Genomic DNA, 19,697 nt, shown 5'->3' on the forward strand with positions numbered 1-19,697 from the left:
CCTTACTCCACAAACAAGGTAGCGGGTTGTTCGAGCAAGCCACGAACGGCCTGGATGAATTGCGCCGCGTCCATGCCATCGACCACGCGGTGATCGAAGGAGCTGGAGAGGTTCATCATCTTGCGGATCACGATCTGGCCTTTGACCACCATCGGGCGTTCGACGATTTTGTTGACGCCGACGATCGCCACTTCCGGCAGGTTCAGCACCGGGGTGCTGACGATTCCGCCCAATGCGCCGAGGCTGGTCAGGGTGATGCTCGAGCCGGACAATTCATCGCGGCTGGCCTTGCCGTTACGCGCGGCGTTGGCCAAACGGGAGATTTCGGCGGCGTTGTCCCACAGGCTGCGGGCTTCGGCGTGACGCACCACGGGCACCATCAAACCGATGTCGGCTTGAGTGGCGATGCCCACATGCACCGCGCCGAGGCGGGTGATGACCTGGGCTTCGTCGTCGTAACGGGCGTTGATCTGCGGGAAGTCGCGCAGGGCGACAACCAGGGCGCGGACCAAAAATGGCAACAGGGTCAGCTTGCCACGGGTCGCACCGTGTTTTTCGTTCAGGTGCGCACGCAGTTCTTCCACGGCCGTGACGTCGATTTCTTCGACATAACTGAAGTGGGCGGCGCGCTGGGTGGCGTCCTGCATGCGCTGGGCGATCTTGCGGCGCATGCCGATCACCGGGATCTGTTCTTCGTCGTTGCGCTGAGCATAAGCGGCGGTGGCAGTCGTTGCATTCGACTGACCTTGCGCCAGATAGGCGTCCAGGTCTTCGTGCAGCACGCGACCGGCAGGACCGGTGCCACGCACCAGGCGCAATTGAATGCCGAGGTCCAGCGCATGTTTGCGCACGGCCGGGGAGGCCAGCGGACGCTCGTCGGCTTCGCGAGCCACCATCGGGCCCTGGCAGACGGCCGCTCGCGGCGCTGCGGCAGGAGCCGGTTTGGTTGCTGCAACAGCTTCGACTTTGGGTGCCGGTGCTTCTTTCGCGGCGGCAACCACAGGCTCGGCCGACTCTTTAACGTTGCCCGCACCTTCGACTTCAATGCTGATCAGGATGCTGCCAACCGCCATGACTTCGCCGGGCACGCCGCCCAGCGCAATCACCTTGCCGTGCACCGGCGAAGGGATGTCGACCATCGCCTTGTCGGTCATGACATCGGCCAGCACCTGATCCTCGACGACCATGTCGCCGACTTTGACGTGCCACACCGACAGTTCAACTTCTGCAATGCCTTCACCAATGTCCGGCATTTTAATAACGTGCGTGCCCATTCAGACCTCCATAACCCGATGCAAAGCCGCGCCCACTCGGGACGGACCAGGGAAATACGCCCACTCTTGCGCGTGCGGGTAGGGGGTGTCCCAACCGGTGACGCGTTCGATCGGCGCTTCCAGGTAGTGGAAGCAATGCTCTTGCACCAGGGCAGCCAGTTCGGCACCGAAACCGCAAGTGCGGGTCGCTTCGTGAACGATCACGCAACGGCCGGTTTTCTTCACCGACTTGGTGATGGTTTCCAGGTCCAGCGGCCACAGGCTGCGCAGGTCGATGACTTCAGCGTCGATCCCGCTTTCTTCAGCGGCGACTTGCGACACATAAACGGTGGTGCCGTAAGTCAGGATGGTCACATCCTTGCCCGGGCGGGTGATGGCGGCGACGTCCAGCGGTACGGTGTAGTAACCATCCGGGACTTGCGCGGCCGGGTGTTTCGACCATGGCGTGACCGGACGTTCGTGGTGACCATCGAACGGGCCGTTGTACAGGCGTTTTGGCTCCAGGAAGATCACCGGGTCATCGTTTTCGATGGAGGCAATCAGCAGGCCCTTGGCGTCGTACGGGTTGGACGGCATCACCGTGCGCAAGCCGCAGACCTGGGTAAACATCGCCTCGATACTCTGGCTGTGCGTCTGGCCACCGTAGATGCCGCCGCCGCAAGGCATGCGCAGGGTCATCGGTGCGGTGAACTCGCCGGCCGAGCGATAACGCAGGCGGGCGGCTTCGGAAATGATCTGGTCCGACGCCGGGTACACGTAGTCGGCGAACTGGATTTCGGCCACCGGACGCAAACCGTAGGCGCCCATGCCCACGGCAACGCCGACGATGCCGCTTTCGGAGATCGGCGCATCGAACACGCGGGAGGTGCCGTACTTGTTCTGCAAGCCTTCGGTGCAACGGAACACGCCGCCGAAGTAGCCAACGTCCTGACCAAACACCACGACGTTGTCGTCACGTTCAAGCATCACATCCATGGCCGAGCGCAGGGCCTGGATCATGGTCATGGTGGTCGTGGTCATGGCGGTTTCCGGTTGAATATTGTTGTTGTGATCGTTCATGTCAGATCCCCAACTCTTGACGCTGGCGCTTCAAGTGCTCCGGCATCTCTTTGTAGACGTCTTCGAACATGGTCGCGGCGCTCGGAATCTGGCCGCCGGCGAGGGTGCCGTACTGCTCGGCTTCTTTCTGCGCGGCGATGACTTCGGCTTCCAGTTCGGCGCTGACGGCGACGTGTTCCTCTTCGGACCAGTGACCGATTTTCACCAGGTGCTGCTTCAGGCGCGCAATCGGATCGCCCAACGGGAAGTGGCTCCAGTCGTCGGCAGGACGGTATTTGGACGGGTCATCGGAGGTCGAGTGCGGGCCGGCGCGGTAGGTGACCCATTCGATCATGGTCGGGCCAAGGTTGCGGCGGGCGCGCTCGGCGGCCCAGGCGGAAGCGGCGTAGACCGCGTAGAAATCGTTACCGTCGACGCGCAGGGAGGCGATGCCGCAACCGACGCCACGACCGGCGAACGTAGTGGCTTCACCACCGGCAATCGCCTGGAAGGTGGAGATGGCCCATTGGTTGTTGACCACGTTGAGGATCACCGGCGCGCGGTACACGTGGGCGAAGGTCAGGGCGGTGTGGAAGTCCGACTCGGCAGTGGCGCCGTCGCCGATCCAGGCCGAGGCGATTTTGGTGTCGCCCTTGATCGCCGAGGCCATGCCCCAGCCGACAGCCTGGACGAATTGGGTGGCGAGGTTGCCGGAAATGGTGAAGAAACCGGCTTCCTTGACCGAGTACATGATCGGCAACTGACGGCCCTTGAGCGGATCGCGCTCGTTGGACAGCAACTGGCAGATCAGGTCCACCAGCGGCACTTCACGTGCCATCAGGATGCTTTGCTGGCGGTAGGTCGGAAAGCACATGTCGTCGATGTTCAAGGCCAGGGCCTGGGCGCTGCCGATGGCTTCTTCGCCAAGGCTTTGCATGTAGAACGACATTTTTTTCTGACGCTGGGCGACCACCATGCGGTTGTCGTAGATCCGCGTCTTGAGCATGGCGCGCATGCCTTTACGCAGGATCTCCACCGGTACGCCTTCGGCCCACGGGCCCAGGGCATTGCCCTGATCGTCGAGCACGCGAATCAGGCCGCGGGCCAGATCGGCCGTGTCGGCGGGTTCAACGTCGATTGGAGGTTTGCGCACCGTGCCGGCATCGGTCAGATGCAGGTAGGAGAAGTCGGTTTTACAGCCGGGACGGCCCGAGGGTTCAGGGACGTGCAGGCGCAGCGGTTCATACGCTTGGTTCATGGCTTCTACGCTCGATCTTGTGAATTTCTTGTAGTGAGCTGACCGTCATTCCACGTGTTATGGAAATCTTGTCCTACAAACATCATAGGCCCGGCGCAGGAGAATATTTATCTGTGTTTCGTTGCGTTGGTGGTCATTTGAGGTTAAAAAATCTGCATAAACAAAAATAACAGGTGGTTTTTTCTCATGCGCAAATTGGACCGTACCGATATCGGCATTCTCAACAGCCTTCAGGAGAACGCGCGCATCACCAACGCCGACCTTGCACGCTCGGTGAATCTGTCGCCGACGCCGTGCTTCAACCGGGTCAAGGCGATGGAAGAATTGGGACTGATTCGCGAACAAGTGACGCTGCTGGACGCCGACCTGTTGGGGCTGCATGTGAATGTGTTCATTCATGTCAGCCTGGAGAAGCAGGTGGAGGAGGCGTTGCAGCATTTCGAGGAAGCGATCTCGGATCGCCCGGAAGTGATGGAGTGCTATTTGATGGCGGGTGATCCGGATTATCTGATCCGGGTGCTGGTGCCGACCATTCAGTCGCTGGAGCGTTTCATGATGGACTTCCTCACCAAAGTGCCCGGTGTGGCGAACATCCGCTCAAGCTTTGCGCTCAAGCAAGTGCGCTATAAAACCGCGCTGCCGCTGCCGGCAAATGGATTGACCCTGACCAATTGACCGAACCCTCAACACCACATAACTGTAGGAGCCGGCTTGCTGGCGATGGCGGCGCATCAGCCACCATCATTGTTGCCTGACACACCGCCATCGCCAGCAAGCCGGCTCCTACAGGTTTTGTGGTGGGGTCGGATTGGTGCGGCACCGCGCAATTGTGGGAGCCTGGCTGGCCAGCGATGGCGGCTTCGGAATCGCCATCGCCAGCAAGAGTCAGAGTTTGTTCAGGGGGATTTTCAGGTAGGTGACGCCGTTTTCTTCGGGCGGAGGCAAATTCCCGGCTCGTACGTTGACCTGAATCGCCGGCAACAACAGCGTCGGCATGCCCAGCCCCGCATCGCGCCGGGTGCGCATGGCGACGAATGCCGCTTCGTCGATGCCGTCATGGATGTGGATGTTGCTCTTGCGCTGCTCGCCCACTGTGGTCTGGCATTGGGGCTTGCGACTTTCAGGCGGATAGTCGTGGCAAACGTAAAGCCGCACGCTGGCCGGAAATGCCAGCAGCTTCTGGATCGAGGCGAACAATTGATTGGCATTCCCGCCGGGAAAGTCGCAGCGCGCAGTGCCGACATCCGGCATGAACAACGTATCGCCCACCAGAATGACGCTGCTGTCGATCAAATAGGCCATGTCCGCCGGCGTGTGACCGGGCACGTGCAGCGCCGTGGCCTTGAGGTTGCCGATCATGAACGATTCGTCGGGGGCGAACAGGTGATCGAACTGCGAACCGTCCACGGCAAATTCCGGTTCAAGGTTGAACAGGCCTTTGAACACGCCCTGCACCTTGCTGATCGACTGACCAATCGCAATCCTGCCGCCCAGCTCCCGACGCAGATAAGGCGCGGCAGACATGTGATCGGCGTGGGCATGGGTTTCCAGCAGCCATTGCACCTGCAACTGATGTTCACCCACGAAGGCGATGATTTTATCGGCCTGGGTGGTGGCGGTGCGCCCGGCGGCCGGGTCGTAGTCGAGCACCGGGTCGACGATTGCACACTGGCTGCCGTCGGCCTCGTAAACCACGTAACTGTAGGTCGATGAGGCGGGGTCGAGGAAGGCTTCAATCAAGGCGGGCATGGTGGCCGTTTCTTTTGGGACAGGTGTTCAGGGTAGTTTCATTTTCCCTGCGCTGACCAGCCCCGATCAATTCAATGCAGGAAAAAAGCTGCGCGGGCTCTATCCTGTCAGTCATCGATACCGGGCGTTCCCGGCTCTTCTCACGGATCACGAGCGTTTTATGTTGCTGGCAAGTTTTTTTGGTGTGGCCATGGGCCTGGTCCTCGGATTGACCGGTGCCGGTGGCGGCATTCTTGCGGTTCCGGCCCTGGTGCTGGGGTTGGGTTTGACCATGACACAAGCGGCCCCCGTTGCATTGTTTGCGGTGGGCAGCGCAGCGGCGGTCGGCGCCGTCGATGGGTTGCGCCATGGCCTGGTGCGTTATCGCGCGGCGTTGCTGATCGCCTTGCTGGGGGCGATTTTTTCCCCGGTCGGCATCTACTTTGCCCATCAACTGCCGGAAAAAATCCTGATGATTCTGTTCAGCCTGCTGATGGTCATGGTGGCCTGGCGGATGCTGCGCCGCGAGCGCCATGACGAAGGGCCGAGCGATCACGGCCACGCCAACTGGGGCCAGAAAAACTGCATGCTCGATCAACAGACCGGGCGCTTTTCCTGGACCGCCAAATGCACCGCAACCCTGGCTGCACTCGGCGCGGTGACCGGCGTGGTCTCGGGGTTGCTCGGGGTCGGCGGCGGGTTTCTGATTGTCCCGGCGTTCAAGCAACTGACCGATGTGCAGATGCGCGGGATCGTCGCGACGTCCTTGATGGTCATCAGCCTGATTTCTGCCATCGGCGTGATCGGTGCATTTCATGCCGGGGTGCGGATCGATGGTCTGGGCGTGTCGTTCATCGTCGCGAGCGTCATCGGCATGATCGTTGGCCGACAGTTGTGCGCCCGAGTCCCGGCCCGGGCCTTGCAGATCGGCTTCGCCAGCCTCTGCGTGGTGGTCGCGACCTACATGCTGTTCAAGGCCGGCATCTAGGCGTCTTACACCTTAAGTTCCGGGCCCTCGTCGTGGCCCGGTCTTACACCCAACTTGCTGCACGCCACCGGCCACGCCAAAGCACTTCAAAACCACCCCCAAGGCAGCGTATGACGCCGCCGGTCCGCTTTCGATAATCGCCTCCGACATCCAGTCCCCCGCTGCGGAGCGCGACATGCACAACAATAAGAATTTCAAGCACCGTTACTTGCCAGCCTTCATCGCCAGCCTGTCGACCCTGGGTTTGAGCTCAATGGCCCAAGCCGAAATCATGCTGTACGACAAGGACCAGACCACGTTTTCCACCGATGGCTACATCAACGCCTTCTATGTGAACAGCGACGTCGACCGTGCCGGCGAGCAGTTCGACCGTCGACAGGCGCGGGTGAAAATGGGCTTTTTGCCCAACTACCTGGGCTTCAACATGGGCAAGCAGGTCGACGACCTCAAGCTCGGCGCCCGGGCGTCGTTCTGGGTGACCATCAATGACAGCGAAACCAACGGCACCGACACCGCCATCGACGTGCGGCAGTTCTACGGCACGGTGGCCAACCCGGAATGGGGCGAAGTGCTGATCGGCAAGGACTTCGGCCTGTTTGCCCGTTCCAACATTCTGCTCGATGAGTTGCTGGCCGGTTACGGCCAGGTCAGCGACACGCTTGGGTTGGTGGATGGCGGCGGGGTGTCGTTCGGCAACATCGGCAGCGGCTATCCGTACCCGTTCCCGACATCGCAGATCACTTACCGCACCCCGGTGATGGACGGCTTGCGAGTCGCGGTCGGGATCATGGACCCGGTGGACACCAACGACAGCAGCGCGACCGGCAAGGCCTATCAGGAAAACCCGCGCACCGAGAGCGAGATCACTTACCAGTTCGACCTCGCCGGGGCGAAGATTTACAGCTGGGTCAACGGCAGCTACCAGACTTCGGACAACACCGATTCCACGGTGCAGTCCGTGACCTCCAAAGGTTTGGGCTATGGCGTGCAGGCGAAAATGGGCGGTTTGTCGCTGACCGGTTCGGGCTTTCAGGCCAAGGGTATCAACCCGTTCTTCACCAACAACGCTGGCGAACCGACGTTGCGTAATGTCGACAGCGACGGCTACCTGTTGCAGGGCTCGTACAAGCTGGGCAAAAACCGCCTGGCCTTGTCCTACGGCAAGACCAAGGACGACGGCAACGGCGTGGTGGGCAGCGGCGCGGACTATGAGACTCGCGGCATTGCGCTGTTCCATGACGTCAACGACAACCTGAAACTGGTGGCCGAGTACAACCAGTTCGAAATCAATGGCCACCAAACCAGCGCGCAAAACGAAGACACCGACACCTTCGCGGTGGGGGCGGTGTTGACCTGGTAATCCCCAATCCCTTGTAGGAGCCGGCTTGCCGGCGATGACGGCGCATCAGTCACCATCATTGTTGCCTGACCCACCGCCATCGCCAGCAAGCTGGCTCCTACAGGTTTTGTGCCATGGCAGAAAATGGCGCGCCGGGCACGGAATTGTAGGAGCCGGCTTGCTGGCGATGATGGACTGTCAGTCACCATCATTGTTGCCTGACCCACCGCCATCGCCAGCAAGCTGGCTCCTACAGGTTTTGTGTCATGGCAGAAAGCGGCGCGCCGGGCGCGGATTTGTAGGAGCCGGCTTGCCGGCGATAGCGGCGCATCAGTCACCATCATTGTTGTCTGACCTAACGCTATCGCCAGCAAGCCGGCTCCTACAGGTTTTGTGTGATGGCAGACAATGGAACGCCGGGCGCGGAATTGTAGGAGCGAGGCTTGCCCGCGAAGAGGACGTCACATTCAACATTAATGTCGACTGACGCACCGCTTTCGCGGGCAAGCCTCGCTCCTACAGAGGGATGTGGTGTTTGCTGGAACTCTCATCCCATCGAAGCGCCTGACCGCTACCCAAGTAGCATACGTCGCCGACCGCTGCCTTCGTACACTCCAACCTCATACATGCGCACCTGCGGGAGGCGACGATGCAGCAGGTTCAGAGCGACGGGGTCGTCAGTGCGATGTCCCAGGCGACCGATGCCCAGCAGGTGGCTCAGGAGCTGGCGCGGCAGTTGCTGCACCCGCATTTGGGCTTTGTGCTGTTTTTCTGCTCCGCCGAGTACGACTTGCAGGCGCTGGGCCAGGCCTTGCAGCAGAGCTTCGGCGGTATCCGTCTGGTCGGTTGCACCAGCGCCGGCGAAATCACCCCGCTGGGTTACGGGCGCAACTGCGTGACAGCCGTGGGTTTCGACCATCGGCATTTTTCCATCGATGCCGAATTGATCGACGAGATGGAGCGCTTCAGCCTGATCGACGCCCAGCAAATGGTCGAGCGTCTGGTCAGTGGTTGTCGCAGCAACACCCTGGCACCGATCAAGGGCAACAGCTTTGCCCTGACCTTGCTCGATGGTTTGTCCAGCCGTGAAGAAATGGTGCTCGCGGCGTTGAGCGCGGCGCTGGGCGACATCCCGCATTTCGGTGGTTCGGCCGGCGACGACAATTACCTGACCCACACCCACGTTTACTTCGGCGGCGAGTTCCACAGCGGCGCGGCGGTGGTGGTGCTGGTCAATACCTGGCTCGACTTCGAAGTCTTCACCACCCACCACATCCTGCCGAGGGCGGAAAAACTGGTGGTCACTGGCGCCGACAGTGCCTCGCGCCGGGTCTTCGAACTGAATGCCGAACCGGCCGCCGAGGAGTACGCCCGGCACATCGGCGTACCCGTGGCTGAACTCGATCATCGGATCTTCGCCGCCCACCCGCTGGCGGTGCGGATCAACGATCAGTATTACGTGCGGGCCATCCAGCAGGTGCACCCGGACTTGAGCCTGAGTTTCTACTGCGCCGTGGAAAACGGCATTGTCCTCACCGTCATGACTCCAGGGCCGATGCTGCCCAATCTGCAAACCCTGTTCGACGGTTTGCAGGAACGCCTCGGTGACCTGTTGTTGACCATCGGCTGCGACTGCTTTCTCAGGCGCCTGGAACTGGAAGACGGCGGCAATCTGGAGCAGATCGGCAGGTTTTTGCGCGACCAGCGGGTGATGGGTTTCAACACCTACGGAGAACAGTTCAATGGCATGCACATCAACCAGACCTTCACCGGGGTTGCCATTGCCCGAGGCCGCTCCCCTGGACATCGCTGAGCTTGCGGCTCAAGTCGCCAGCCTGCGGCACGAGAACCAAAAATTGCAGCGCATCAATGCTGCGTTGATCGAACGGATCGAGTCCGGCATCACCCGCGGCAACGACCCGTACGCGGCGTTCCAGCATTCGGTGGTGCTGGCCGAACAGGTGCGTGAGCGCACCGATGCCTTGAACCAGGCCATGGCTGAACTGAAGTCAGGCAATCACTTGCTCAGCGAAGCGCGTCTGCGTGCGGAAACCGCGCATCAACACCTGATCGACGCCATCGAGAGCATTTCCGACGCCTTTGTATTGTTCGACGCGGAGCAGCGGATCGTGCTGTTCAACAGCCGCTTCAAGGCGTTCTGGGGTAACAGCCGGGTGCGAATCAACGCCGGCATGCGCCTGGCCGAGGTCAAGCGGCTGATGCTGTCCACCGGCCTGTTCACCGAAGAACCGCGCGGGCAGGCCGACGAGAACCTGCTGTTCCGCTTGCAGGATGGTCGCTGGCTGCAAGTCAGCGAACGGCCGACCCAGGAAGGCGGGCGGGTGATCCTGTTCACCGATATCACCGACGTCAAACTCAGTGAAACCGTGCGCCGCGAGCAGGCCGTGGCGCAGAAATCGCATTTGCTGCAACGGGCCGTGGACAACCTGTCCCAAGGCGTGGCGATGGTCAACGCCGAGGGCATTCTGGAGTTGTGGAACCGACGCTTCCTTGAACTCAGTGGCCTGGCGCCGGTGGCCGCGCATCGACCGTTCGCCGAAGTGATCGCCGACAGCGAGTTGAACCTGCTGACCCCGGCCAGCCGCGACGGCAACGGGCGCCCGGTGCAGGAATGTGAGCAGCGACTGTACGATGGCCGGGTCCTGGAAATCCGCACGCATCCGCTGCCCACCGGCGGCTTCGTCAACACCTTTACCGACATCACCGAGCGCTACCAGCACGCCGAAGCGCTGAGCGAAAGCGAGCGCTGGATTCGCTTGATCACCGACCACGTACCGGCGCTGATCGCCTACCTCAATGCCGATCTGGTCTACGAGTTCACCAACAAGGTCTACGAAGAATGGTACTGCTGGCCACGTGGCGTGATGCTCGGGCAAAGCCTGCGCGAAGTGCACAGCGAGCAGCATTACCAGCGCCTGGAAGCCTATGTGGCGCGGGCGTTGGCCGGTGAGAGCGTGACGTTCGAGTTCGCCGAAACCAACATCAACAACCAGGAGCGCTACATGCTGCGCTCCTACGTGCCCAATCGGCTGGCAACTGGCGAAGTGGTGGGGATTTTCGTGTTGATCCGCGACATCACCGAGCGCCGCCGAACGGCCGAGGCGTTGCACCAGGCCTATCAGAACCTTGAACTGCGGGTGCGCGAACGCACGGCGGAACTGACGACCCTCAATGACCAGTTGCTGCGCGAGATCGACGAACGTCGGCGGGTTGAATCACGCCTGCGCGAGGCCAAGCTCGAAGCCGAGCAGGCCAACCTGTCGAAGACCAAGTTTCTTGCCGCCGTCAGCCACGATTTGCTGCAACCGCTGAACGCCGCGCGCCTGTTTACCAGCGCCTTGCTCGAACGCCGGGAGCCGCTGGCCAACGAGATTCTGGTGCGCAACGTCAGCAATTCCCTGGAAGACGTGGAGAATCTGCTCGGTACGCTGGTCGACATTTCCAAACTCGATGCCGGGGTGATCAAGGCCGACATCGCGCCGTTCGCCTTGAGCGAGTTGCTGGAAAACCTCGCCGCCGAGTACACCCAGGTCGCACGCAGCGAAGGGCTTGAGCTGCATTTCATCGGGTGTTCGGCGCTGGTGCGCAGCGACATTCAGTTGCTTGCGCGGATCTTGCGCAACCTGTTGAGCAACGCGATTCGCTACACCTACAGCGGCCGCGTGGTGCTCGGTTGCCGGCGGCATCATCAGCGGCTGTCGATCGAGGTCTGGGACAGCGGCATGGGCATCGCCGAAAACCGTCTGGAAGAGATTTTCCAGGAATTCAAACGCGGTGATGTGCAACGTCCGGATCAGGATCGCGGGTTGGGGCTGGGGCTGGCAATCGTCGAGAAAATTGCCGGGATTCTCGGGCACCGCATTCACGTGCGTTCGTGGCCTGGCAAGGGCTCGGTGTTTTCCGTCGAGGTGCCGTTGAGCGCGACGGCACCCAAGGCACTGCCGAGCCTGTTGATGAGCGAGCCGATGCTCGAGCGTCTGCGCGGTGCGCGAGTGTGGGTGCTGGATAACGATGCGGCGATTTGCGCCGGCATGCGCACCTTGCTCGAAGGGTGGGGTTGTCTGGTGGTGACGGCGCTGTCGGAGCAGGATTTGGCGCGGCAAGTGGACAATTATCACGCCGAGGCGGATTTGCTGATTGCCGATTACCACCTGGATGACGATCAGAACGGCGTGGATGCCGTGGCACGGATCAACGCCCGGCGCGGCTCAGCCATTCCGGCGATGATGATCACCGCCAATTACAGCAATGAGCTCAAATTGCAGATTCGAGAGCTGGGGCACACCTTGATGCATAAGCCGGTGCGGCCGATGAAGCTGAAGACGGCGATGAGTCATTTGCTCGGCCGGCCTTGAGATTTTTGTTGATGTTGAGGGCCTCATCGCCAGCAAGCCGGCTCCTACAGGGGATCGCGTTGTTCCTGTAGGAGCCAGCTTGCTGGCGATTTGCTTGGCCGGCCCTGAAATTTGTGCGGGGGCTGATGGCCTCATCGCCGGCAAGCCGGCTCCTACAGGGGGGGGCGTTGTTCCTGTAGGAGCCGGCTTGCTGGCGATGGGCGCGACGCGGTTTAACGTCGTAGATAAGAGCCGAAATCAATATCCCCGGCACTCAGGATCGCCTGTACCCGATTGTGCACGTTGAGTTTGCGCAAGATCGCCGAAACGTGGGCCTTGACCGTGGTTTCAGCGATTTCCAGGGTGTAGGCGATCTGTTTGTTCGACTCGCCTTTGGTCATGCGCTCCAGCACCAGCAACTGTTTGCGGGTCAGGGCCTGGAGCAGTTCCGGCGGGAAGCTCGGGGTGTCGTTCATCCGGCGGTGGGTGCCACTTTTCTGCGTGCGGATGATGTCCGGCGGCAGGTAGACGTTGCCATTGAGAATCTGCTGGATCGCCTCGGTCATCTGCACCCGTGGCGAGGACTTGGTGATGAAACCCACCGCGCCATAGGTGATGGCTTGCAGCACGATCTGCTTGTCCTGTTCCGCCGAGACGATCACCACTGGAATGGTCGGCGCCTCGTTGCGCAGGTTGATCAGGCCATTGAGGCCGTGCATGCCGGGCATGTTCAGGTCGAGCAGGATCAGGTCCAGGTCGTCGTGGTCCTGAGTCAGCGCCAGGGCGCTGTCGAGGTCGGCGGTTTCCATGACCTCGCTGCCCGGGAACCCATCGCTGATGACGTTATGAATGGCTTCGCGAAACAGCGGGTGATCGTCGGCAATCAGAATTTTGTACATAGCCTTTCACCTCATTATTTTGAATATGGTGTGGCAACAACACGCACGCGTAAAGGTCAGGGAAAAGGTTCGGGCAGGGCGGGTGTCACGGGCAGGTTCGCCGCTTGCCAGGCATCCAGGCCATCGCGATACCAATACAGAGTCTTATAGCCCATGGCGGCGGCGCGTTTGACTGCATTCCAGCTCAACCAGCAATCGGACCGGCAGTAAAAGACCAGCGGTTGCCGGGGATCGCCGGCGGTGAATTTTTGCAGATTGCGCGAGAAGTAATCCTGCCAGTCGGGTGTCAGGTCGCCATCGCCGGTGTTGGCCAGCCAGTGGCTGCCGGGCAGGTTTTCGTGGGGCTGGTCTTCGATGAAACGCCCTTGCAGCCATTGGCGGCGGTAGACATCGATCAACACTGGGCGAGGCGTCTGGGTGAGCAGGGTTTGCAGGGCGGCGGTGTCGATGATGGTGACCCCCTCGGCCTGATTCGGCGTGGGGCTGCGGTACAGGCCGATGCGGTAGCCATCAGCTGAGAACAGCGGTGTTTCGGCGTGTGCGACGCCCAGCAACAGGCTCAGCGATAACACAGCGAGGGAAGGGCGCAGCAGAACACGTCGGGCACGCGGCATGGGTTCAGTCCTTATAGTTATGGACCCATTACATGCCAGTCGCGGTGCGTTGGGAATGCGACGATAGACAGGAAAACCAGTACTAAAGTAGTAATTTTGCCATGTTTGATGGAGATCCAATTGTGGGAGCGAGCCTGCTCGCGATGAAGCCATCACATCCGGCATTGATGTCGGCTGACACTCCGCCATCGCCGGCAAGCCGGTCTCGCTCCCACAGGGGGATTTGGGTGGTTAGTTGGCTTTGCGCAGGGCGGCATGCTGCGGGTTGAAGGTGAGTACCGCCAGCAGCGCGAACACCAGTGTCAGCCCCACACACACTGCCAGCGCCAATGGATTGAAGCGTTCATACAGCGCAAACCTCACCAGCTCCACTGCATGGGTAAACGGGTTCAACGCACACAACCCGTACAACCACTCGCTGGACTCACGCATCTTCCACAACGGGTACAACGCTGATGACAGGAAGAACAATGGGAAGATCACGAAGTTCATCACCCCGGCGAAGTTCTCCAGTTGGCGGATCGCGTTCGACAGCAACAACCCCAACGCACTGAGCATCAACGCCACCAGCAGCAACGCCGGCAAGGCGATCAACAGGCCCATGGCCGGGGGCTGCACGCCGTACACCCAGGCAATCGCCAGGAAGGCGTATACCTGCAACAGCGAAATCAGCGACGTGGCCAACAGTTTGCTGCACAGCAGAAATGTACGGGGCAAGGGACTGGTGAGCAGTACGCGCATGCTGCCCATCTCCCGGTCGTAGACCATCGACAGCGAACCTTGCATGCCGTTGAACAACAGGATCATGCAGGCCAGCCCCGGAATGATGTAGACCTCATACGGAATGTAGGTGTCGTAGGGCTCAATGATCGCGATGCCGAGTGCCGCGCGAAAACCGGCGGCGAACACCAGCAGCCACAGCAGTGGCCGCACCAGTGCACTGAGAAACCGCGTGCGCTGCAAGACAAACCGCAGCCATTCACGCAGCACGATGCCGCTGAAACATTGCCAATAAGCATTCATCGCACGGCTCCCGAGGTGGTCAAGCGAGCGAAGGCCGAACCGAGGTCGCCGCCGTGTTCCAGGCTCAACGCATCGGCCTGGCCACTGGCGACCAAGCGCCCTTGATGGAGAATCAGCAAGTCATCGCTCGGCTGCACCTCGTCCAGCAAGTGCGTGGTCCAGAGCACGCTGAGGCGGTGCTCGCGGCACAGGCTGCGGATGTGTTGATTGAGCGCCAGGCGACTGGCCGGATCAAGGCCGACACTGGCCTCGTCGAGCAGCAACAGGCGTGGCTCATGCAGCAGCGCGCGAGCGATTTCCACCCGGCGACGATGGCCGCCATTCAGCTCGCGTACCCGCTCGCGACGGCGTTCGGTCAGGGACTGACGGGCCAGTTCTGCATCGACCCGAATTGCGGTTTCACGCCGCGACATTCCGTGCAGCGCGGCGTGATAGCGCAGGTTCTGCTCGACGCTGAGGTCCAGGTCCAGCGTACTTTGCTGAAACACCACACCCAATTGCTTGAGCGCCGGGCGCGGCGCATCCCGCAACGAACAAGCACCGACACGGATATCACCGCGTTGCACATCGTACAGCCGGGTCAGCAAGGCAATCAGCGTCGATTTGCCGGCACCGTTCGGCCCCAGCAGCGCCGCAAAACGACCGGGCGCCAGGCTGAAACTCACTTGGCGCAACGCCTCCCGCGCGCCGTAGGCGAAACTCAGGTCGCTGACTTCCAGTGCGTTCATGGCGTCACCACCACGCCCCACGGATAGCGCCCGACCTTCACCGATTTGCTCACTTTGAGGCTGTCGATATCAATCACCGACACATCGCCGCTGACGCCATTGGTGGCCAGCAATTGCTTCTGATCCGGGGTGAATGCCATCTGCCACACGCGACGGCCGACCAGCAGGTAATCGAGGATTTCGAAGGTTTTGGCATCGATCACCGCGACGTGGTTGGCCGGGCCCAGCGCGACGAAACCGTACTTGCCATCGGCGCTGAGCTTGATGCCCACCGGTTGCACCTTGTCCGGGTGCACGCCCTTGATCTGGAAGGTCAGGGTCTTGAGGACCTGCCGGGTGGCGGTGTCAAGAATGGTCACGGTGCCGCCGATTTCCGCCGAGGCCCACAACTGTTTGCCATCGGGCGCGAACTCGACAAAACGCGGGCGCTGATCCACCAGCGTGCTGTCGGCCAGGGTCTGGGTGCCGGTGTCGATCCAGTGCAGCATATTGGTGGTTTCGCTGGTGTTCACCGCCCATTTGCCGTCCGGGCTGACGGCCATGCCTTCGGGCTCGACGCCGACGTTGATCTGGCTCAGCACCTTGGAGGTTTCGGTGTCGATCACCGTCACCAGCGCATCGTCCTCGTTGGAAACGTAGAGCCAGCGATTGTTCGGGTGCAGGGCGAATTGCTCGGGGTCCTTGCCCGAAGGCAGTTCCTTGATGATCTTGCGCGTGGCCACGTCCATCACCTGCACCCGGTCCGAATCGCTGGCGCAGATGTACAGCAGCTTGTTGTCGTGGGACAGCAACAGACCGCGCGGGCGCTGGCCGACGGGCAGGGTGTCGGTGACTTGCAGGGTCTGCATGTCGATCAGGCTGAGGCTGTTGTCTTTTTCGTTGGAGACCCAGGCGGTGCTGGCCGCGGCGTGCCCGGCAGCGAGCAACAGGGCGCATGAAAGCAGGGTGCGGCGCATGGCGGATTCCTTATTGTTGTTGTGGAAGATCAGGGAAAGCGGCAGCTGACCTCGGCTTTGTCGTAACCGAGGCTGTCCATTTCGTTGAAGGGGTGCAGAAAGCCGTCCTGTGGCGAGGTGCTGACCAGCGCCCGCGGCTGCACGATGGGAATCGGCTGGCGCAACTGGCCGTTCCACGGGCGATAACTGAGCTTGCGACCCTTGAAGCCATCGAGCGGCAATTGGTCGCTGATTTCCAGGTTGCGGATCGCCATCGGATCGGTCTGACGCAGTTTGCTCACCGCGCTGGCGATGCTGCGCACGGCCATCCACGCGGCAAAGTCGCGGTCGTTCATCCAGCGCCCGGCCGTGGCTTCGAAGCGTTTCTGCAATTGGGCGGCGCCGTAGGTTTCCACGGTCTTGTGCCAGCCCACCGGGGTCAGGCCTTGAGTGCCGGCCACCGGGCGCGGATACCAGGTCTGGTAGGGCACGTATTCACCGAAGTCACCGCGTTCATCGGCCACCAGTACCACATCGTACTCGGCGGTCTGGGTGAACAGCGGCATGTCGGCCTGGGCGCTGCGGCGTTGATCGTTATCGAAACTCCAGGCTTTTTCCGCCACCAGTTGCACGCCGAAGCGTTTCGCCGAGCGGCGCAGGGCGGCGGCATAGGCTTGATCGTCGGCGGTCGGGCCGACAATCAGCAGCGCCCGCTGCCATTTGCGTACCACCAGAAACTGCGCCAAGGCATCAGCGAGCATCGCCCGGCTCGGCAGCGTGTGCAGCACGTTTGGCAGGCAATCGGTGGTGCGCAGGCTGTCATCCGGGCTGCCGGCGTTGATCAGCAAGCTGTCGGGCAGGGCGGCGCTGAGTTGCCGCAGGCTGGCCACCGGTGCGTTCACCACAAACAGGCGCAGGCCTTGCGCGTGTTGCGCCTTGGCCGCATCGAGCAAGGCCTGCGGGTTGTCGACGTTGGCGTTGGCCAGGCTGTAACTGTGATTGAGAAAGCGCCCGGTGCTGTTGCTGTCGGTGATCGCCAGTTCGGCGCCACGCAGGCCGGCATCGACGGGCTCGGGAATGATGTTCGACAGCAAGGGCCCCGGGTCGGGGCGATAACCCAGGTAACCGATCTGCACTTGCAGCGGTGCATCGGCCGCCTGACTTTGCGTCGCCAGCCCGGCGGCGCAGGCAATCGCCAACAGGTAGATCAGGGCGTAAGGGGCAAGCTGGCGCATAAGGCACTCCATCACGGGTAGCGCCAGCATAGGAAGCCTGAGGACGGGATGAAATATGCAGAAAGTACCAGTGAGGCAGTACCAAGGTAGTAACTCGTCGAGGGCGGCGCGGTTTTAGCATGGGCAACAACGGCCATCACTCTGAAGGAGATCGACCATGCGTATTCTCAAGGCGCTGCTCCTGCCGTTGTTGCTGATCCTGAGTCTGATCGGCGTCGACAAACTCCACGGCCCGCGCCCCGCGTCGCTGCTGGTAATGCCTGCGACACCGGGGCGCTAGGCGTGTCGGCCCTATGGCGGATCAACCTCTGGGTCTGCGGATTTTTCGCGCTGGTCACTTTGGCGTGCATGGGCTTGCTGATGCACCAGGCGCTGGCGGATGTGGAGCGAGAGCTGCAATCCGCCGAGGCGGTGGTCGAGTACTTGAGCGAAACCGCCGCGCGCGATCCCGCCAGCCTGCAACCACGGCTGACGCAAAGTCTGCGTCACGTGCGGGTGCGCTGGCTCGAACCGGGCGAAGCGGCACAACCGCCAATGCAGGACGGGCTCGACGCCTGGCTCGGGCGATTGCTGTTTGCCGAGGCCCGGTACAGCGCGCGGGAGCTGGATCTGCAGGATGGCCGGCGTGTGCTGATTGCGGTCGACCCACGGGATGAAATCGATGAAGTCTGGGATTCCCTCCAGCAATTACTGAGCCTGTGTGGCCTGGCGTTGTTGTTGAGTCTGTTGACCATTCGCTGGGCCGTGCGCCGGGGCATGGGCCTGCTCGATGAGTTGCTGCGCGCATTGCGGCAGGTTTCCGGAGGGCAGCTCAAGGTGCGACTGCGCGCGCAAGGGCTGCCGGAAGCGCGGCAACTGGCGGTGCACTTCAATCGCATGACCGAAGCACTGGAACAGGCGCGCGCCGACAACACGCAACTGACCCAGACCTTGCTGGCGGTGCAGGAACAGGAACGCACTCATCTGGCGCAGACCCTGCACGACGACCTCGGTCAATACCTGGCGGGGATTCGTGCGCAGGCCTGTCTGTTGCGTCTGGTCGCCGATCAACCGGACACCGTGGAGCGCACGGTGCGTGAACTGGAACACAACTGCGAGCACCTGCAACAAGGGTTCAGGGCGCTGGTGCACGACCTCTATCCGGTGGTGTTGCAACACCTGCCGTTGGCCGAGGCTTTCGCGTTGCTGGTGGAGCAGTGGCAAGGCCGACAGGGTGTCGATTGTCAGTTGCGCGTCAGCGCTTCGTTGCCGCCATTGTCTGCGCCGGCCAAAACCCATCTCTACCGCCTGTTGCAGGAAGCCTTGACCAACGTCGCTCGCCACGCCGATGCAAGCCAAGTGCGGGTTCGCCTGCAACACTGCGGCGGCCACTTGCGCTTATTGATTCGTGACAACGGATGCGGCGCCCGCCAGCCACAGCGGCCGGGTGTCGGTTTGTATTCGATGTTCGAGCGCGCCCGCAGTCTGGGCGGAGAGTTACGCATCATCAGCCACCCCGGCGCCGGTTGGGCGCTGGCCTTAAGCATGCCTTTGGAGGCGTCATGAATATTCTGCTGGTGGATGACCATGCGGTGGTCCGTCAGGGCTACGCGAGTTTGTTGCGCGCGTTGCTTCCGGCGATGGAAGTGCGTGAAGCCGCGACGGGTGAAGAAGCGCTGATCAGGGTTCAGGAGGCCGTGCCGAATCTGGTGATCATGGATTTCGGCCTGCCGGGGATCAGCGGGCTGGAAACCACGCGCCGGTTGCGACAGCGTCTGCCACAACTGCGCGTGCTGTTTTTCAGCATGCACGATGAGCTGCCGCTGGTGCGCCAGGCACTGGAGGCGGGCGCTTCGGGTTACCTGACCAAAAGCTCGGCGCCCGAAGTGCTGATCGAGGCGGTGCGGCGGATTCTCGCGGGCCACGCCTACATCGAACAGCCCCTGGCCACTCAACTGGCGTGTCACCCGCAACAGGACGCCAGCGACCCGCGTTTGCAGAGCATGACCCAGCGCGAACTGGAGATTTTCGTGATGCTCGCCAAAGGCACCCCGGCCCGTGTGATTGCCGAACAACTGAGCATAAGCAGCAAGACCGTCTCCAATCACCTGACGTTGCTCAAGAGCAAATTGCAGGTGAGCTCCCATGCCGAGCTGGTGCATCTGGGGATTGATATGGGGGTGGTGCGAAAGGCGGGGTAGCTGAACTCACACATTCCCCTTGTAGGAGCCGGCTTGCTGGCGATAGCGGTGGATCAGTCGACATCAATGGTGCCTGACCCCTGTCTCTTATACACCTCTCCGA

The 19,697-nt window shown here is 61.5% G+C and carries 18 protein-coding genes; 8 read left to right on the forward strand and 10 right to left on the reverse strand.

Annotated features, from left to right (window positions below; translation table 11 throughout):
- Window positions 1–2 precede the first annotated feature (2 nt).
- From KGA82_RS12235 to KGA82_RS12245, 3 genes are read right to left on the reverse strand one after another with little or no spacing between them, the layout of a single operon-like run.
- Window positions 3–1,274, reverse strand: coding sequence for a dihydrolipoamide acetyltransferase family protein (locus KGA82_RS12235; RefSeq protein ID WP_223450507.1), 1,272 nt, complete (start codon window positions 1,272–1,274; stop codon window positions 3–5).
- A complete protein-coding gene (locus KGA82_RS12240) occupies window positions 1,275–2,333 on the reverse strand; it encodes an alpha-ketoacid dehydrogenase subunit beta (RefSeq protein ID WP_008040031.1) in 1,059 nt (352 codons plus the stop codon).
- Window position 2,334: 1 nt separating this feature from the next.
- A complete protein-coding gene (locus KGA82_RS12245) occupies window positions 2,335–3,570 on the reverse strand; it encodes a 3-methyl-2-oxobutanoate dehydrogenase (2-methylpropanoyl-transferring) subunit alpha (protein WP_008034068.1) in 1,236 nt (411 codons plus the stop codon).
- 186 nt (window positions 3,571–3,756) lie between these two features.
- Here KGA82_RS12245 and bkdR point away from each other — a divergent pair, with 186 nt between their 5' ends.
- The gene (gene bkdR, locus KGA82_RS12250; RefSeq protein ID WP_008034067.1) at window positions 3,757–4,245 is read left to right on the forward strand and encodes a Bkd operon transcriptional regulator BkdR; all 489 of its coding nucleotides are present in this window, start codon (window positions 3,757–3,759) and stop codon (window positions 4,243–4,245) included.
- A gap of 210 nt (window positions 4,246–4,455) precedes the next feature.
- Here bkdR and KGA82_RS12255 read toward each other — a convergent pair whose 3' ends face one another.
- Window positions 4,456–5,319: an MBL fold metallo-hydrolase gene (locus tag KGA82_RS12255; protein ID WP_223450509.1), complete on the reverse strand. Its 864-nt coding sequence runs from the start codon at window positions 5,317–5,319 to the stop codon at window positions 4,456–4,458.
- 160 nt (window positions 5,320–5,479) lie between these two features.
- Here KGA82_RS12255 and KGA82_RS12260 point away from each other — a divergent pair, with 160 nt between their 5' ends.
- From KGA82_RS12260 to nahK, 4 genes are all read left to right on the forward strand, one after another.
- Entirely contained in the window at window positions 5,480–6,286 is an 807-nt protein-coding gene (locus KGA82_RS12260; protein WP_223450510.1) for a sulfite exporter TauE/SafE family protein, read from the forward strand.
- Window positions 6,287–6,461: 175 nt separating this feature from the next.
- Complete coding sequence (locus KGA82_RS12265) at window positions 6,462–7,646, forward strand: porin (protein WP_223450512.1); 1,185 nt, start codon at window positions 6,462–6,464, stop codon at window positions 7,644–7,646.
- Between the two features lie 628 nt (window positions 7,647–8,274).
- Window positions 8,275–9,438 (forward strand): nitric oxide-sensing protein NosP, encoded by a 1,164-nt coding sequence (gene nosP / locus KGA82_RS12270; RefSeq protein ID WP_008024902.1) that lies wholly within the window; start codon window positions 8,275–8,277, stop codon window positions 9,436–9,438.
- Entirely contained in the window at window positions 9,368–12,001 is a 2,634-nt protein-coding gene (gene nahK, locus KGA82_RS12275) for a hybrid sensor histidine kinase/response regulator NahK/ErcS' (RefSeq protein WP_223450516.1), read from the forward strand. Before nosP ends, nahK begins: the two co-directional genes overlap by 71 nt.
- A 212-nt stretch (window positions 12,002–12,213) precedes the next feature.
- Here the strand turns inward: nahK and KGA82_RS12280 are convergent, their stop codons facing one another.
- The 6 genes from KGA82_RS12280 to KGA82_RS12305 all read right to left on the reverse strand — a co-directional run bounded on the left by KGA82_RS12280 (window position 12,214) and on the right by KGA82_RS12305 (window position 17,414).
- Window positions 12,214–12,879: a response regulator transcription factor gene (locus KGA82_RS12280; RefSeq protein WP_084320911.1), complete on the reverse strand. Its 666-nt coding sequence runs from the start codon at window positions 12,877–12,879 to the stop codon at window positions 12,214–12,216.
- Between the two features lie 56 nt (window positions 12,880–12,935).
- A complete protein-coding gene (locus tag KGA82_RS12285) occupies window positions 12,936–13,493 on the reverse strand; it encodes a PQQ-dependent catabolism-associated CXXCW motif protein (RefSeq protein ID WP_223450518.1) in 558 nt (185 codons plus the stop codon).
- A gap of 231 nt (window positions 13,494–13,724) precedes the next feature.
- Window positions 13,725–14,516, reverse strand: a complete 792-nt coding sequence (locus tag KGA82_RS12290; protein WP_223450519.1) for an ABC transporter permease — start codon at window positions 14,514–14,516, stop codon at window positions 13,725–13,727.
- The gene (locus KGA82_RS12295) at window positions 14,513–15,244 is read right to left on the reverse strand and encodes an ABC transporter ATP-binding protein (protein ID WP_207285633.1); all 732 of its coding nucleotides are present in this window, start codon (window positions 15,242–15,244) and stop codon (window positions 14,513–14,515) included. The genes KGA82_RS12290 and KGA82_RS12295 overlap by 4 nt, the downstream gene beginning before the upstream one ends.
- Window positions 15,241–16,200, reverse strand: coding sequence for a YVTN family beta-propeller repeat protein (locus KGA82_RS12300; RefSeq protein ID WP_223450520.1), 960 nt, complete (start codon window positions 16,198–16,200; stop codon window positions 15,241–15,243). The genes KGA82_RS12295 and KGA82_RS12300 overlap by 4 nt, the downstream gene beginning before the upstream one ends.
- 29 nt (window positions 16,201–16,229) lie before the next feature.
- Entirely contained in the window at window positions 16,230–17,414 is a 1,185-nt protein-coding gene (locus KGA82_RS12305) for an ABC transporter substrate-binding protein (RefSeq protein ID WP_223450522.1), read from the reverse strand.
- Between the two features lie 157 nt (window positions 17,415–17,571).
- Here KGA82_RS12305 and KGA82_RS29330 point away from each other — a divergent pair, with 157 nt between their 5' ends.
- The 3 genes from KGA82_RS29330 to KGA82_RS12315 are packed head-to-tail and all read left to right on the forward strand — an operon-like array spanning window position 17,572 to window position 19,594.
- Window positions 17,572–17,694, forward strand: coding sequence for a hypothetical protein (locus KGA82_RS29330; RefSeq protein ID WP_008024888.1), 123 nt, complete (start codon window positions 17,572–17,574; stop codon window positions 17,692–17,694).
- Between the two features lie 2 nt (window positions 17,695–17,696).
- Window positions 17,697–18,959 carry a histidine kinase gene (locus KGA82_RS12310; protein ID WP_223450524.1) on the forward strand — a complete coding sequence of 421 codons (1,263 nt, stop codon included), beginning with the start codon at window positions 17,697–17,699 and terminating at the stop codon, window positions 18,957–18,959.
- The gene (locus tag KGA82_RS12315) at window positions 18,956–19,594 is read left to right on the forward strand and encodes a response regulator transcription factor (protein WP_192227438.1); all 639 of its coding nucleotides are present in this window, start codon (window positions 18,956–18,958) and stop codon (window positions 19,592–19,594) included. The genes KGA82_RS12310 and KGA82_RS12315 overlap by 4 nt, the downstream gene beginning before the upstream one ends.
- Window positions 19,595–19,697 lie beyond the last annotated feature (103 nt).

Origin of the sequence: Pseudomonas sp. BF-RE-22, assembly GCF_019956155.1 — a bacterium.
GTDB classification, from domain to species: Bacteria; Pseudomonadota; Gammaproteobacteria; order Pseudomonadales; family Pseudomonadaceae; genus Aquipseudomonas; species Aquipseudomonas migulae.